The organism is Halosolutus halophilus, from assembly GCF_022869805.1.
Taxonomy (GTDB): domain Archaea; phylum Halobacteriota; class Halobacteria; order Halobacteriales; family Natrialbaceae; genus Halosolutus; species Halosolutus halophilus.
Window position 1 is genome coordinate 991,825 of record NZ_CP094974.1, and the last position, 16,012, is coordinate 1,007,836.

At 66.7% G+C, this 16,012-nt stretch carries 15 protein-coding genes; 7 read left to right on the forward strand and 8 right to left on the reverse strand.

Features of this window, described 5'->3' with window-relative positions; translation table 11 throughout:
- The first annotated feature begins 190 nt into the window (after positions 1-190).
- The 4 genes from gdhB (at position 191) to MUG98_RS04780 (ending at position 4,737) form a co-directional block, all read left to right on the forward strand.
- Positions 191-1,465, forward strand: coding sequence for a glutamate dehydrogenase GdhB (gene gdhB, locus MUG98_RS04765; protein ID WP_265111008.1), 1,275 nt, complete (start codon positions 191-193; stop codon positions 1,463-1,465).
- Positions 1,466-1,799: 334 nt separating this feature from the next.
- Positions 1,800-2,660: an HpcH/HpaI aldolase/citrate lyase family protein gene (locus MUG98_RS04770; RefSeq protein WP_265111009.1), complete on the forward strand. Its 861-nt coding sequence runs from the start codon at positions 1,800-1,802 to the stop codon at positions 2,658-2,660.
- A gap of 244 nt (positions 2,661-2,904) precedes the next feature.
- Positions 2,905-4,161, forward strand: a complete 1,257-nt coding sequence (locus tag MUG98_RS04775) for a Glu/Leu/Phe/Val family dehydrogenase (RefSeq protein WP_265111010.1) — start codon at positions 2,905-2,907, stop codon at positions 4,159-4,161.
- Between the two features lie 75 nt (positions 4,162-4,236).
- A complete protein-coding gene (locus MUG98_RS04780; RefSeq protein WP_265111011.1) occupies positions 4,237-4,737 on the forward strand; it encodes a DUF2062 domain-containing protein in 501 nt (166 codons plus the stop codon).
- A 200-nt stretch (positions 4,738-4,937) separates the two neighbouring features.
- Here MUG98_RS04780 and MUG98_RS04785 read toward each other — a convergent pair whose 3' ends face one another.
- Both MUG98_RS04785 and MUG98_RS04790 read right to left on the reverse strand, forming a co-directional pair.
- Positions 4,938-6,080 (reverse strand): acyl-CoA dehydrogenase family protein, encoded by a 1,143-nt coding sequence (locus MUG98_RS04785; protein ID WP_265111012.1) that lies wholly within the window; start codon positions 6,078-6,080, stop codon positions 4,938-4,940.
- Positions 6,081-6,165: 85 nt separating this feature from the next.
- Positions 6,166-7,329, reverse strand: a complete 1,164-nt coding sequence (locus tag MUG98_RS04790) for a DUF7544 domain-containing protein (RefSeq protein ID WP_265111013.1) — start codon at positions 7,327-7,329, stop codon at positions 6,166-6,168.
- A gap of 185 nt (positions 7,330-7,514) precedes the next feature.
- Between MUG98_RS04790 and MUG98_RS04795 the strand changes: the two genes are divergently transcribed.
- From MUG98_RS04795 to MUG98_RS04805, 3 genes are all read left to right on the forward strand, one after another.
- Complete coding sequence (locus tag MUG98_RS04795) at positions 7,515-8,324, forward strand: RIO1 family regulatory kinase/ATPase domain-containing protein (RefSeq protein ID WP_265111014.1); 810 nt, start codon at positions 7,515-7,517, stop codon at positions 8,322-8,324.
- Entirely contained in the window at positions 8,321-8,800 is a 480-nt protein-coding gene (locus tag MUG98_RS04800; protein WP_265111015.1) for a hypothetical protein, read from the forward strand. The genes MUG98_RS04795 and MUG98_RS04800 overlap by 4 nt, the downstream gene beginning before the upstream one ends.
- Positions 8,801-9,034: 234 nt before the next feature.
- A complete protein-coding gene (locus tag MUG98_RS04805; protein ID WP_265111016.1) occupies positions 9,035-10,570 on the forward strand; it encodes an aldehyde dehydrogenase family protein in 1,536 nt (511 codons plus the stop codon).
- A gap of 99 nt (positions 10,571-10,669) precedes the next feature.
- Here MUG98_RS04805 and MUG98_RS04810 read toward each other — a convergent pair whose 3' ends face one another.
- From MUG98_RS04810 to MUG98_RS04835, 6 genes are all read right to left on the reverse strand, one after another.
- On the reverse strand, positions 10,670-11,161 hold the full coding sequence (locus MUG98_RS04810) for a hypothetical protein (RefSeq protein WP_265111017.1): 492 nt from the start codon (positions 11,159-11,161) through the stop codon (positions 10,670-10,672).
- A 424-nt stretch (positions 11,162-11,585) separates the two neighbouring features.
- Positions 11,586-12,002, reverse strand: coding sequence for a hypothetical protein (locus tag MUG98_RS04815; RefSeq protein WP_265111018.1), 417 nt, complete (start codon positions 12,000-12,002; stop codon positions 11,586-11,588).
- A gap of 108 nt (positions 12,003-12,110) precedes the next feature.
- A complete protein-coding gene (locus MUG98_RS04820) occupies positions 12,111-12,293 on the reverse strand; it encodes an HVO_0649 family zinc finger protein (protein WP_265111019.1) in 183 nt (60 codons plus the stop codon).
- 268 nt (positions 12,294-12,561) lie between these two features.
- Complete coding sequence (locus tag MUG98_RS04825; protein ID WP_265111020.1) at positions 12,562-13,824, reverse strand: ABC transporter permease; 1,263 nt, start codon at positions 13,822-13,824, stop codon at positions 12,562-12,564.
- Positions 13,824-15,038 (reverse strand): ABC transporter permease, encoded by a 1,215-nt coding sequence (locus tag MUG98_RS04830; RefSeq protein WP_265111021.1) that lies wholly within the window; start codon positions 15,036-15,038, stop codon positions 13,824-13,826. The genes MUG98_RS04825 and MUG98_RS04830 overlap by 1 nt, the downstream gene beginning before the upstream one ends.
- Complete coding sequence (locus MUG98_RS04835; protein WP_265111022.1) at positions 15,035-15,811, reverse strand: ABC transporter ATP-binding protein; 777 nt, start codon at positions 15,809-15,811, stop codon at positions 15,035-15,037. Before MUG98_RS04835 ends, MUG98_RS04830 begins: the two co-directional genes overlap by 4 nt.
- Between the last annotated feature and the right edge of the window lie 201 nt (positions 15,812-16,012).

Here is a 16,012-nt window from a genome sequence, read left to right on the forward strand (position 1 = left end):
ACACGGGCGAGCGTGTCGCGACGGCGAGGGGTGTGCAAATATTGCACGAACCGGCGCGAAGTAGCAAGGGTTATCGGGTCGGTGGCGGAACCCTTCGTATCGGAACCCGGAGACGGTCGCTGCGAAGACGACGGCCGTCCGATGGTCATCCGCGGCCCGCACTTCGGGACGAGACACCTACGGCGCTACCATGACAACAGCTGAACCACCACTGGAAGCGGAAGAAGAGAGTGCCGTCGAGACAGCCCGCCGCCAACTCGAGCGGGCAGCCACCCACCTCGACGTCGACGAGGGGATCGTCGAACGACTGCGACACCCGCGGGACGTCTACCGGGTGACCATCCCGCTCGAGCGCGACGACGGCAGTCGTGAGATGTTCACGGGGTATCGCGCCCACCACGACAGCGTTCGCGGCCCCTACAAGGGCGGGTTGCGCTACCACCCCGGCGTGAGCGAGGACGAGTGCGTCGGCCTCTCGATGTGGATGACCTGGAAGTGTGCCGTGATGGACCTCCCCTTTGGCGGCGCGAAAGGTGGCGTCGTCGTCGACCCGAAAGATCTCAGCGACGAGGAGACCGAACGGCTCACCCGCCGGTTCGCGGAGGAACTTCGACCCGTCATCGGACCGATGAAAGACATCCCTGCGCCGGACATGGGGACCGGGCCCCAGACGATGGCGTGGTTCATGGACGCCTACTCGATGCAGGAAGGCGAGACCGAACCCGGCGTCGTCACCGGCAAGCCACCCGTCATCGGGGGCTCCTACGGCCGGGAGAAAGCGCCCGGACGGAGCGTCGGCATCGTCACGCGGGAGGCGATCAACTACTACGACTGGGATCCCGCAGAGACGACCGTCGCCGTCCAGGGGTTCGGCAGCGTCGGGGCCAACGCGGCTCGCTATCTCGACGACATCGGGGCCACCATCGTCGCCGTGTCGGACGTCGAGGGGGCGATCTACGATCCCGACGGACTCGACACGACCGACGTCGAAGATCACGACGAGACGCCGGGGATGGTCTCCGGCTACGACGCGCCCCGATCGCTCACGAACGACGAACTGCTCGAACTCGACGTCGACGTGCTCATCCCGGCAGCGGTCGGGAACGTCCTGACCGGCGAGAACGCCCGCGAGGTCGAGGCCGACCTGATCGTCGAGGGCGCGAACGGGCCGACGACCTCGACGGCCGATCGAATCTTCGAGGAGCGCGGGATTCCGGTGCTCCCCGACATCCTCGCGAACGCCGGCGGCGTGACGGTGAGTTACTTCGAGTGGCTCCAGGACATCAACCGCCGCGCGTGGCCGCTGGAGCGGGTTCACGAGGAACTCGAGACGGAGATGCTCCAGGCGTGGGATGCCGTCCGCGAGGAGTACGACGCACGCGACGTCACGTGGCGCGACGCGACCTACATCGTCGCGCTCTCACGGATCGCCGCGGCCCACGAGGCCCGCGGACTGTGGCCGTAGCGCCTCGAACCGGGTGAAACAACCGTATTCAGCACTGGCTCTCCTCACACCCCTCGTTCAGCGTAAACGCACCGTCCGGACATCGAGAACCGTCCGGCGTCTCCTCGGTACCGTTTCGCTCTGAACGACGGACCTCTTCCCTCAACTGTCCGAATCGATCGGGTCGTCGCCAGCCGTCGTCTGGAGAGTGGAAACCGCAACATCCGAAGATTCCGGCGAGCGCGTTCGAATTTTCACGCTGAACGAGGGGCGTCCGTCGCGCCACCGATCGATCGGAATCCCCACACTCCACTGGCAAGCGTAGCTCTTTGGTCGTGGATTGTGGAGACAACGTATGGTCCGCAGAAGTGTCATGTTCACGCCCGGCGATCGACCCGAGATGCTCCGGAAGGCACCCGGTGCGGGGGCCGACGTGATCGTCTTCGATCTCGAGGACGCCGTCGCCCCGGCGCGCAAGGACGAGGCACGCGAGGCCGTTCGCGAGGTCCTCGCCGATCCCGATTTCGACCCCGACTGCGAGGTCTGCGTGCGCGTCAACGCGACTCCGGACGCGATCGCGGCCGATCTCGACGCCGTGCTCGGGTCGTCCGCCGACGTTCGGCTGGACAGCGTGATGCTCCCGAAGGCGGGACACGCCGACGACGTTCGCGACCTCGCCGATCGACTCGCCACCTACGACGCCGCCGTCCCGGTACTGGCCCTGATCGAGAGCGCGCGCGGCGTCCTCGCAGCACCGGAGATCGCGGCCCAGCCCGCGACCGAGGCGCTGGTTTTCGGTGCCGAGGACCTCTCGGCGGACGTGGGCGCGACGCGAACCCCCGAGGGGACGGAGGTCCTATACGCACGCGAGCGCGTCGTCGTCGCGGCCGCGGCACACGACTGCGACGCGATCGACACGCTCGTCACAGACTTCGACGACGAGGCGCACCTGCGCGAGGACACCGAGCGATCGATTCGGCTCGGCTACGACGGTAAACTGGCGATCCATCCCGCACAGGTCGGCCCGATCAACGCGGCTTACACCCCGGACGAGGACGAGATCGAGTGGGCCCACGCGGTCCTCACGGCGAAACGAGCGGCCGACGCCGAGGGCCGGGGCGTCTTCGAGGTCGACGGCGAGATGATCGACGCCCCCCTGATCGCCCAGGCCGATCGGATCCGCGACCGCGCCGAGGCAGCGGACGAATGGCAGTGAACCGGTGGCGTCCGTCTCGACGAGCGCCACCGAACCGCTGACCGTCTCCCGTCGTCGGCGACGTCCCCCCCGATCGGTGCTGCGACACCCGGAACGAACGGGTTCGAGACCGAGGAGTTAGCCGGTCGACTCACCGGTGACAGACGCCGAATATATAATGGTCTCAGAATACCTTATATTGCGACTTATGTACTATGAGGGGCATTCGTCACGTTTATTTCGGTTTCCTCGGAAGCTACAGTCAATGGCAGACGAAGCAAACCCGTTCGAAAGTCTGCAGTCCCAGATCGACGAGGCTGCAGACTACCTCGACATCGGCGACGACGTGATCGAGCGGCTCAAACACCCCGAGCGCGTGCTCGAGACCAACCTCACCGTCGAGCGCGACGACGGTGACCTCGAGCGGTTCAAAGCGTTCCGATCGCAGTTCAACGGCGACCGGGGCCCCTACAAGGGTGGCATCCGCTACCACCCGGGTGTCACCCGCGACGAGGTCAAGGCGCTGTCGGGCTGGATGACCTACAAGACCGCGATCGTCGGGATCCCCTACGGCGGCGGCAAGGGCGGCATCGTCATCGAGCCGAGTGACTACTCCGAGAGCGAGATCGAGCGGCTCACCCGCGCTTTCGCGAAAGAACTCCGTCCGCTGATCGGCGAGGACCGCGACATCCCCGCGCCCGACGTGAACACGGGCCAGCGGGAGATGAACTGGATCAAGGACACCTACGAGACCCTCGAGAACACCACCGAACCCGGCGTCATCACGGGGAAGAACATCGCCAGCGGCGGCAGCGAGGGCCGCGTCGAGGCGACCGGCCGATCGACGGTCATCGCCGCCCGCGAGGCGTTCGACTACCTCGACAAGGACCTCGAGGGCGCGACCGTCGCCGTCCAGGGCTACGGCAACGCCGGCTGGATCGCCGCGAAGTTGATCGACGAAATGGGCGCGACCGTCGTCGCGGCCAGCGACTCCAGCGGCGGTATCTACAACTCCGACGGCTTCGATCCCGTCGCCGCGAAAGAGCACAAGAACGAGACCGGCAGCGTCGTCGGCTTCCACGACGCCGACGAGGAGATCACCAACGAGGACGTCCTCACGATGGACGTCGACCTGCTGATCCCCGCCGCACTCGAGAACGCGATCGACGGCGACCTCGCCGCGGACGTGGCCGCGGACGTCATCTCCGAAGCCGCCAACGGGCCACTGACGCCCGAGGCCGACGCCGTCCTCGAGGAGGAGGACGTCTTCGTGATTCCGGACATCCTCGCGAACGCCGGCGGCGTGACGGTGAGTTACTTCGAGTGGGTCCAGAACCGCCAGCGCTTCTACTGGACCGAGGAGAAGGTCAACGAGGAACTCGAGGCCATCATCGTCGACGCCTTCGACGCGCTCGTCGAGACGCTCGAGACTCACGACCTCGACAACCCGCGGACCGCCGCCTACGTCGTCGCGATCCAGCGCGTCGCCGACGCCTACGAGGAAGCCGGTAGCTTCCCGTGACTCGCTGACCGGTCACCGCACGTGTCGATCCGAGGACGATATCTTTTTGCTGGTCGGCGGCTATCGATAACCTGAGTGATTCGCGAGCGGCTGGCCCGGTATCGCGATCGAGCCCGCCGGGCGCTGATGGAAGCGTTCCGGGAGGAACACACGCCTCATCAGGTCGGCGTGAGCTTCGGGATCGGGATCTTCATCACGACGCTTCCCACGGGCGGGCTTGGCGTCGGGCTCTTCTTCGTATTCGCCGCGCTGTGGTCGTGGATCAGCAAACCCGCGATCTTCGCCAGCGTCGCCGTGCTCAATCCGTTCGTCAAACCGGTCGTCTACGTCGCGAGCTTCCAGGTCGGTAGCCTCCTGCTCGGATCACGATCGATCAGATCGGGCCAGACGGCCGCCGAATCGGCCGGGATCGCCGCCCAGAAGTTGCTGATCGGAAACCTGCTGGTCGCCGTCTGTCTCTCCGTCGTGGGATACGTCCTCGTCGCCTACCTAACTCGCGCCTACCGGCGGCGCAAGCGTCGTCGGTCGGGGACGTCACTGGTGTCGACCCTGTTCGGGCCGTTCCGTCGCCAGTGACGAACGTTCGATCGGATCGTCGCCGCGAACCGATCGCAACCAGCCGGCCGCGTCGACGGAACCGCCGGGCAGCTACGTCCGGTGTTGGACGCGTACGGCGAAACCGACGCCGTCACGCCGTTCGGTCGTCGCCCTCGTAGTGGCGCGGTGAATCGGGGAACCGCCGAACGGGGTACGTCGTCGGCGGCGAGGAACACGCTCTAGAGGCCGAGTTCGCGGCCGATGACGAGATGCTGGATCTCGCTGGTCCCCTCGCCGATCTCCATCAGTTTGGCGTCGCGGTAGAACCGCTGTGGGGCGAAGTCGGTGGTGTAACCGTAGCCGCCCAGGACCTGGACGGCGTCCTCGGCGACCTCGCGGGCGGCCTCGCTGGCGTCGAGTTTCGCCAGTGCGGACTCCTGAGTAACCGACTGGCCCTCGTCGTACCGTGTTGCCGCCTTGTGAGTTAGCAGGCGCGCCCGCTCGGTCTTGCGGTGCATGTCGACGATCTTGTCGCGGATCGCGTCGAACTGCGAGATCGGCTGACCGAACTGCTCGCGTTCGGTACTGTACTCCTTCGCGTGGTCGTACGCGCCCTGAGCCAGCCCCGTCGAGAGCGCGGCGATCGAGATCCGCCCGCCGTCGAGGGTCTTTTTCGTCTGGTCCCAGCCGTCGCCTTCCTCGCCAAGCAGGCGGTCCTCCGGCAGCCGCACGTCGTCGAGCGTGATTTCGCAGGTCGGGGAGGCGTTCAGCCCCATCTTGTCCCAGATCGTCGTCACCTCGAAGCCGTCGTCCGCGTCGGGGTCGACGATGAACGTCGAGATGCCGTCGTAGCCCGCGCCGGGGTCGGTGACGGCCTTGACGAGGACGGAGCCGGCCTCGGAGGCGTTCGTGATGAACTGCTTCGTGCCGTTGATGACCCACTCGTCGCCCTCTTTCCGCGCCATCGTGTCCATGTCCGAGGCGTCGGAGCCGCTGCCCGGCTCCGTCAGCGCCCAGCCGCCGAGGTACTCGCCCTCGGCGAGCGGGCGGAGCCAGCGTTCTTTCTGGTCTTCCGTGCCGAAAAGTTCGATCGGCTTCGAGGCGAGCGACGTGTGCGCGACGTAGGAGAGCCCGATCGAGCCGGAGACGCGGCCAATCTCCTCGGCAACGAGCGCGTACATGAGGGTGTCGCCGCCGAGCCCGCCGTACGCGTCGTCGATCGGCACGCCCATCATGTCGAGGTCGGCGAGCTGGTCGAAAATCTCCGCGGGGAACCGGTGCTCGTCCTCGATCTCCTGTGCGATCGGTTCGATCTCGCGCTGACAGAAATCTCGAACGGTCTCCCGGACCATCCGGTGTTCGTCGGGCAGGTCGAAGTCCATACGCAATACTTGCCAGGGCGGAGGTTAAACGCACCGACGTGTTCCCGGCCGAAACGGTCGTCGAGTCCGCCGGCGATCGAGCGCGTTACCAGCCGCGATCGGTGTCGTCGCGTTCGTTCGACTCGTCGTCGTCCCACGGGTCGTCACGGCGGTCGTCGTCGGGGACGTCGGACCCGGTATCGCGATCCCACGCGTCCGACTCGTCCCGATCGTCGCTCCCCCAGCGCCCGTCGGCGCCATTCCGGTCGTCGGGGGCACGGCCTGCGAGGTCACCGCCGTCCGATCGGATCGCAGCGCGTTGCTCGGGGATCAGATCGAGTTCGTCGTTCGTATCGCCGAGCAAGAGCAGCGCGTAGTACTGGAAGTACGATCGGACGGGCATCCAGACGAGCCCGTAGAAGAGGATGTAGGTGACCAACGCGACGATAGCGATCGGGATCGCGAGAACGATGCCGACGTCTCCGAGCGCGAGCGTCAGGAGAAAGAGGACGGCGAAGGGGATCGCGAGCAGCAGGCCGCCGAAGATCAACACGAAGCCGATGGCGATCTGGATCACGGCGAGGAGGATCCAGGCGAGCAGCAGGTAGACGACGTACTCGGTCCAGTTCGCCGTAACCGTCCCCCAGAAGCGCCGCCATCCGCCGAGGACGCCGCGGTTCTCGAGCAGCATAATCGGGGCGACGAACTCGGAGGTAAAGCGCATCACGACCGCGTAGAGTCCGTAGACGAGAAATCCGAGCAGGGCGATCGCGATCACCCATCCGGCGACGGCGTCGAGAGTGCCCCGCACCAGGAACGCGTACGCGATCGGCCCCAGCACGATCGACGCCGCGAGGAGGGTGAGGACGACGCGGAAGACGAACAACTGTGCGCCGCGGCCGACGTTCTGTCGGACGTACCGCCGAACGTGGACCTCCGTCGTTCGGAGCGACTCGATGAAGGCGAACTCCATAATCGCGGCGACGAACGCGAACAGCAGCCAGAGGATCAGCAAGACGCCGGCCGCGATCGCCAGGAAGAGAAAGAAGTCCTCCGGGAGATCTTCGACGGTTGGCTCGGGTCCGGGCCCGGGAGCGGGATCCTCGGCGAACGACCCGACGTCGCCGCCGGGCAGCGTCGGACCGCCCGCGCCGAATCCGACGACGAACACGACGATGATCGCGAGTTTGAGCCACGTCCCCGCCTGGATCGGCGTCAGCAGGTTCCGCGTCGCGTCGATCGCGTCACTGAGGTCGTCGACAGCGTCCATGTTAGATCGACAATAGTTTTCGACGGGGAAAAATAATACTGTTCCGCGGATCGATCGGTTCCGGCCCCGTAACCGCTGCCCCTTCCCAGTTCCGGGCCAGGGTCCCGGCCCGGACGGTCGACGGAATCCCTCTCGGCCGCGACAGTTCGAGAGGCATTTAACCCCGAGCGCCCACTGTCTCCGGTATGAACATCCGCCAGCTCGCTCGAGGCAGCGTCGAGTGGGGCCGCATCGAGCGCGTCGTCCGGACGCTGGCGGACCGTCACGACCGCGAGACCGTCCGCGTCGAGTTCCTCGACGCCGACAACTGGCTCTCGACCCCGTGTGTCATCGACGACGAGTGGTTCGTCAAGATCGTCTCCCGGCAGAACGCGCTCGTCCACGCCGTCCTGACGACCGGCCGGAACGTCGGTGCCTTCACGTCGGGCACGGGCGGCTTCTTCGGCCGGTTCGACACGCCCCGCGAGATGGTCGAACACGAGTACGAGGCGACCAAACGGATGCGCGAGATCGGCGTCAACGCCCCACGCCCGATCGAGGCCTTCGAGGTCAACGGGCTCGGCGTCCTCGTCCTGGAGTACCTTCCGGAATTCGAGTCCCTCGAAGACGTCCCGACGAGCGTCGTCGAGGACCGGGCCCCCGAACTGTTCGCCATGCTCGCCCAGCTCCACGACCACGGGCTGGCCCACGGCGACCTCCGGGCCGAGAACGTCCTCATCTGCGACGACGAACTCTACTTCATCGACGCGACCAACGTCCACGAGGATCGCGTCGCCGAGACGACTGCGTACGACCTCGCCTGTGCCCTCGCCATGCTCGAGCCCCGCATCGGCCCTCGCGCGGCCGTCGACGCGGCCGCGACGGTATACGACCCGGCAACGCTACTCCGGGCCCGACGGTTTATCGATTTCGTCCGGTTGCGCCCCGACCACGAGTTCGATTCGACGACGCTCCGCAGCGAAGTCGAGAAGGCCGCCGACCTCGGCGAGCAGTGAGTCGACAATCCGGTCCGAGCGACGGTGATCGACCGTCGGCGGCGGACGACACGGTGTACGTCGACGCGTCGGAGGGGGCTATCGACGCGATCAGGGCCGTCCTCGATTGGGAAGCCGACACGGACGAGATCGTCCCGATCGACGCGAGCGACGTCGGCGAGGTCTCGTCGGCGGCGATCCGTCTCCATCCCGACGCCGGGACGCAGGGCGGCACGGTCCCCGTCATCGAGCGGGACGAGCGCACCGAAGACGAGTTCGCGGACGTCAAACGGCGCGACGTCGGGACGGGCGCTGGCGAACCCGACGCTGACGAACCTCCGGAAGGCGAGGGCCGATCGGGCAAGGGGGTCCAGCCGGAGGCGGAGTCCATGACCGAGTCGGGAACCGAGCGCCACCCCGCCGAAGAAGCGGGCCAGGAACCGGACGACGGCGAACGAACGGTGACGAAAGACCGCGGACGGGAAGACGATCGGTGATCGTCGCTCCCGCGAGCAGAACCGGGTTCGTTCGAACGAGGCGGCCGTACGGTCGAACGGGGCAGCCGAACGTTCGGCGGGGGATTCGAGCGTTCAATAACGGCGGTAACTGTCCGGCGAGGCAAACACGTGTGCGATATCGCGGCCAGATCGGCGACGGTGTGCAGAATCGAACGCGGATACGACGGACGAATTACCATCAATATTTTCACGTCGCTCGTCGTCGATACGGATATGAGTCAGCAAGCCACTGCGCAGGTACACGGCCACTACATCGGCGGCGAGTGGACCGACGGTAACGGCACCGAGACGTTCGAGAGCGAGAACCCGGCGACCGGCGAGACGCTGGCGACGTTCCGGCGCGGGACGGCCGACGACGTGGACGAGGCGCTCGCGGCCGCCGAGGACGCCTTCGAGGAGTGGCGCGAACTGTCGTACATCGATCGAGCGGAGTACCTCTGGGACATCTACCACGAACTCCGTGACCGCCACGAGGAACTGGGCGCGATCGTCACGAAGGAGTGTGGCAAGGAGATCTCGGAGGGCAAAGCCGACGTGACGGAGGCCTGGCACATGGTCGAGTGGGCGGCGGGCAACGCTCGCCACCCTCACGGCGACGTGGTTCCGAGCGAAATCCCAAGTAAGGACGCCTACATGCGGCGCAAGCCCCGCGGCGTCGTCGGCTGCATCACGCCGTGGAACTTCCCGGTCGCGATCCCGTTCTGGCACATGGCGATCGCGCTCGTCGAGGGGAACACGGTCGTCTGGAAGCCGGCCGAGCAGACGCCGTGGTGTGGCCAAATCATCGCCGAGATGTTCGAGGAAGCCGGGATCCCCGACGGCGTGTTCAACATGGTTCAGGGCTTCGGCGACGCCGGCGCGGCCATTACGGACGACGGACGCGTCGACACGGTGCTCTTCACGGGCTCCGCCGAAGTCGGTCACGAGATCGCGAGCAAGGTCGGCGGCGAACCCGGCAAACTCGCCGCCTGCGAGATGGGCGGCAAGAACGGCATCGTCGTCACGGAAGAAGCGGATCTGGACGTCGCCGTCCACTCGGCGATCATGTCCTCGTTCAAGACGACCGGCCAGCGCTGCGTCTCCAGCGAACGGCTGATCGTTCACACCGACGTCTACGACGAGTTCAAAGACCGGTACGTCGAGGTCGCAGAAGCCATCGCCGTCGGAGACCCCCTGCAGGAGGACACGTTCATGGGGCCGGCGATCGAACCCGAGCACGTCGAGAAGATCCGCCGGCACAACGAACTCGCCCAGCAGGAGGGTGCCGAGGTGCTCGTCGATCGATTCGAACTCCGAGACGACGAGATTCCGGACGGGCACGCCGAAGGTCACTGGGTCGGCCCGTTCGTCTACGAGATCGACTACGATCCGGACCTGCGCTGTCTCAAAGAGGAGTGTTTCGGCCCCCACGTCGCGCTCGTCGAGTACGAGGGCGACATCGATCGGGCGATCGAAATCCACAACGACACGCCCTACGGGCTGGCGGGCGCGATCATCTCCGAGGACTACCGTCAGATCAATCGGTTCCGCGATCGGGCCGATCTGGGGCTCGCGTACGCGAACCTGCCCTGCATCGGGGCCGAGGTCCAGTTGCCCTTCGGCGGCGTCAAGAAGTCCGGCAACGGCTACCCGAGCGCCCGCGAGGCGATCGAGGCCGTCACCGAGCGCACCGCCTGGACGATGAACAACTCGAAAGAGATCGAGATGGCACAGGGCCTCTCGGCCGATATCGTCACGCGCGACGACTGAAACCGATCGGCACCGCGTCGATCCGGATCGGACTCCGGGCCGGCATCGCGTCCGTTCCGGATCGACTCGCGAGCGTCACCGCCAAGCGCGACGCGAGCGTCACCGGCCGTCGACGGCGGTGCGAATCAGCGGATACCACGTTCCGAGGACGGCGCCGTAGGCGATGAGCGCCATCAGGCTCGCGCCGTGCTGGCACGGTAGCGACAGGGTCCCGCCGGTCAGTTCGATCCAGAGGGGGACGCCGTAGGCGACGCCGACGAGCCAGCAGACGGTGCCGTAGGCGACGCCGAGACAGCCCCCGAGGAACGGTGTGTACGGCGCGGCCGCGAGCGGGGCCGGTGCGAACCGGTGGTTCGCGGCGCGGGTCAGCCCCGCGACGAACGCCAGGGCGGCGACGAATCCGTGCGCGACGACGAACGCCCAGTCGTTGACGGCGCTCTCGACGCCATACAGCGCGGGGATGGCCTCGAGGTGCCCGGTCGCAGCTACCAGTTCGCCGAACGTCAGACTGGCGAGGAGGGCCGCGATGACCGCACCGGAAATCGTTCCGTCCGAGGGAATTTCGTATCGGCTGGAACGTCCGTATGACATGACTGTTCGATCTACGGCGAGAATATAAATAAGTAGGTCAATCGCCTCGGGCACGGTGGCCGTAGCTCGTCGATCGGTAGTTCGTGGTTCGTCACCAGGTGGCTCGTGAGCTGTCACTAGGTAGCCCGTGGCCCGTCAGTGGACGCACCGCGTCGTACCAGCGGTGTGGTGAGTGTTCGCGGATCGACGTTTCCGCCTTCGGGGGCCGGGTGCGGCCCGACGCCGACGACAGCCGCCACGGTCGTTCGACGGGATGCCCGTTCTGAGCGGAATACGGTCGATACAGCGAGGGACGGCTTTTTCCCCGCCCACGGTGAGGAGGGCTCCGCCCGACACTACCCGGAGCGAAGCGATCGGAGCGGCGGATAGGGGCGCAGCCACCGCGGGAAGACGGCGAACAGCGGCCAGACCGGGTGGAACCGGGTTACCGATCGGCCGTCGTGGCGGGGACGTCGAGTGACGCGGCGAGGATCGCGGTCTGGACCGTTCGCAGGTCCGTCTCCTGGATCGTCGCGGCGGCCTGGAACAGTTCACGGGCCCGCGTCACGTGCGTCGCGCTGGCGGCGAGGTGCACGAGCAGGAACGCGTCGGGATCGACCCGTCTGGCCGCGTCGAAATCCGCGGCGTCGTACAGCGCGTCGAACTCCGCGACGACGTCGCGGAGGAGCGCGTCGCTCGCTTCGGCGCCGGGATCGCCCGCGGGGACCGATCCCGCCGCCTCGTCGAAGTAGTCGTCGAGGTCGACGATTCCGGCCGTTTCGTACAACGAATCGGCGAGTGCGTCGAAGACCGGTTCGGTCACGTACACGCCGAAAATCGTGAAGTCATCGCTACCAGTCATCTGTCCGTGCTTCGTCGCCGCGGCACAAATACGTCCGAGTGGGCGGCATCCGGCCCGTCGACGGCCCCGTTCGATCGGTCCGTGGACGTCGCGTCCGCATCCGCGGCGTCATCCGAGGGTGAAGGTGTGCTCGCGGCTCGCAGCACAGCTGGGACAGACGTGCCGGTACACGATCCGTCCGCCGTCCGTCCGACTCTCCCAGTTACCCTCCTCGTCCACGTATCCGCACTCCGGACACTTCTTGTCGGTGTTCTCGTACCGCCGTCGAATCCGTTCGAGGGGTGTTGTCATATGACAATCTACGATCTCCGCACATAAAAATCGAGTCGGTCGCCCGCACGACGTAGCGCGTGGCCGATTCGACCGGATTGGCGGCGGATCTCACGACCCGAGACGACCGCTTTCGGACGTCGATCGTCTCGGTCCCGGACTCAATAGCGACGGCGACGCCAGTATCGTCTCGACGCGATCGAGTTCACGGTGTTCGGTAGCGGTTCCGTCCACTGGGACTATCCGTCGTGTGATCGCTACGATGTCGGTCCCCCGAGCCGATCACGGGTCAGAGATCCTCCAGAATCGGTCGGCGGCCGAGTCGCCAGCCGGCAATCGCTGCGGCGATCGTCCCGATGACGACTGCAATCGTGATCCCGCTGGCGTAGATGAAGTCGGCCGTCCGGACGAGGTCGTCGAAGCCCACGACGGCTGCGGCGAGCTGATTGAGCACCCCGATCCCCGGAGGCGTGAGTGCGAGGCCGACGAGTCCGCCGAGAAGACCGATCGTCAGCCCCTGTCCGATCACCGTCGCGATCAGTAGCGGTGCCGAGATGCCCTGTGCTCGCAGTGCGGCGAACTCGCGCCGTTGCTGGAACACCACGAGTGACAGCAGCGACACCGTCAGCGCGACGCCAGCGCCGACTGCGAGCAAGACGAGCGCTCCGCCGGCCGCGAGGACGAGCACCTGTTCCTGCAGGACCGCTTCGAGTTGTTCCTGATTCGATCGAATCTCGTACTCCGGGTACGCCGTCGCAAGGTCCCGGTGGACGGCGTCGACGGCTGCGTCGTCCTCGACGGTGATCGTGATGAACGTCGCGGGCTCAGTCCGGGTCGTTCCGGTCACCTGGTGGAGTTCGCTCAGCGGCATCGTCACGGTCGGAGCGCCGAGCATGCGTTCGAAGGTCGGTGAGATGCCGACGACGGTGAACTCGGTGTTCCTGGCGACCGCGAGCGACCCGCCGACGTGTAACGTATCGCCGACGGAGACGTTCAGGGCTCGTGCCGTTTCCTCGTCGAGCAGGAGTTCGTTCGTCATGGTCCCCTCGTACGTCCCGTTCGCGTAGTGGGGATCACCGCTGAGCCCCTCGCCTGACGTTACCTGGACGGCCGAGCCGCCGCCTGGGACGCCGGTGCCGACGAACGTCTCGAACTCGCCATCGTCAGTTCCGACGTACACCGTTTCGAACGCCAGCGGTGCTGCATTCGCGACACCGTCGTACGTTTCCATCTCCCGGGCGACCGTTCGTGAGTCGTGCAGCGAATTTTCGAAGCCGCCGCCACCGGTGGTCGTCAACCGCGTTTCGCCCGCCGTCACCCACAGGTCTCGATCGGCGGCTTCGAACTGCCGTTCGCCGGTTTCGAGGACCCCGACGCCGGCACCAGCGAGCAGCGTCGTCGCCAACACGGCCAGCGCGACGCCGATGATCGCCAGTCCCAGCCGGAGGCGGTGATGGCGGAGCTGGGCGAGGGTCAATCCGCCAGCGGTCCGGAGGAGTCCGCCCCACCGGGCCGGACGACTCGAACCGGTATCGGAGCGCGACTCCTGCATCAGGGAACACCCCCCGTCAGGCGACGGGTCGCCACGAGCAACCACGGAACCGACAGCAGCCCGATCACGACGCCGACGACGAGCCCGTAGGGAACGAACAGCGGGGACGACGCGGCGATCGGCTCCGTCGTTATCGTCCGCGTGGCGAGTTCGTTGACGACTCGAACGGTAACGAGCCCGCCGATCCCGCCCAGCAGACCGCCCAGAGCCGTCGTCACCAGCGTCTGGACGCTCACGAAGGTGAGCTGGCTCCGGACCGAGACGCCGAGCGCGCTCATCGTCGCCAGTTGCTGTCGATCCGCGACCAGTTCGAGTCCGGACGTCGTGACGACGAACAGCGTCCCGATCGTCACCGCGACGACGATCGCTGCGAAGCCGAGCGCCACCGGCAACTCGGCATCGATCGTCTGCGTCGCCGTCAGTTCACTCCGGGTGAGCACGGCGGACTGTTCGTACACCCCGGCAAGCTCGTCTTCGACCGCCGGCGAGTTCGTCGCCACGATGAACTGATCGGCCTGATCGTGCCTGTCTGCCCCCGTCACCGACTGGAGCTCGCTCAACTGAACGACCGCGGTCGGGACGTCACCGATGCGCTCGGCGGACTCGTCGACGCCGGCGACGGTGAACGAGCCGTTCCCCCCGACGGTTACCGAGTCGCCAGCAGACGCCTCGAGAACGGCCGCGGCGCTGTCGGAGAGGACGACCTCGCCGGTCCACTGGCCGTCGTACCCACCGTCGGCGTAGTACGGATCGCCCGGCGTCAGGGGCGTGGTAGAAACGCCAGCGACCCGATCGACGTCCGGGTGGTCAACGACGCCGACGACCAGGACGTACTCCGTCGACGACCCACCCTCGACCCGCAGTACCTGTATCAGGACGGGCGTTGCCGAGGTAACGTCCTCGATCTCGTTGATCCGATCGGTCGTCTCGTGGACCGAGCCGAACTGTGGCCCGTCCGTTGCGACCAGCGGCGAGTTGATGCCGTCGCTCTCCGGAACGATCCAGTAGTCGACGTCGTCGTCGTAGACGGTCGTTCCCGTCGCGAGGCCAATGCCGATTCCCGTGACGGCGACCAGTAACGTGATGGCGATCGCCACGCCCAGGACGCTGAACAGGACGCGCTGTTGGGCGGTGTGGGTCGCTCGCGAGACCGCCCGGCGAACCGCGACACCGACGAGTCCGACCCATCGTCGCACGACGGTGTGGATGCTCATGGGGAAACCGTGGGTCGATCCGTCCCGTCGATTCGCGTGCCGTCTTGCAACCGGATCACCCGGTCGCACACCGCGAGCGTCTCTCGGTCGTGCGAGGCGAGCACGACGGCGTGGTCGTCCGCAACGCGCGCGAACTCTTCGAGGATCCCCCTACCGGTCTCGGTGTCGAGTTCGCCCGTCGGCTCGTCGGCGATCACGAGCGTCGGATCGGTCACGAGTGCGCGAGCGATCGCGACGCGCTGTTGTTCGCCGCCGCTCAACTCCCGCGGGCGATGGGTGATGCGATCCTCGAGACCGACCCGCTCGAGGAGGGCCGTCGCCCGTCGTCGGCGCTCCCGTTTGCGAACGCCGAGTTCGACGAGCGGCAAGGCGACGTTCGCGCGAGCCGACAGTGCATCGAGCAGATGGAAGTGCTGAAAGACGATGCCGACGTGCTCGAGTCGGTACCGCGTCCGGTCCCGCGTCGACAGCTCCGCGAGATCCGTGCCCCGGAACGAGATCCGTCCCTCGGTCGGCCGGTCGAGGCCGGCGACGAGATGCAACAGCGTGGACTTCCCGCTCCCGCTCGGGCCGGCGAGACCGACGATCTCCCCGTCGCCGACGGTAAGCGAAACCGAGTCGAGGGCGCGGACGGTCGGTGGGTCCGATCGGCCGAGAGCGGCACCCAATCGGCCCGGTTCCGCGCCTCTGGTGTATCGTTTCGTCACGTCGTCCGCTTCGACGACCGGTGGAGGCGTGTCGACACCGTCCGGGGAAACAGCGGGGGCAGCCATTACCGGGTGACTATCGTACGGACAATTAATTCTCTCGGTTCGACCAGTCCGTTTGCTGAAACGTATCGGCGGTCGCCGGACGCGTCGGCCCGACCCGCCGTGCCGGATCGTCCCGGTTTCCGGCCGCGCCGTCGCCGCCGGTCCGATCGGACGTCGGATCACGAACGAATCGCTTATCAAGCAAATACCGCAATCGGACCC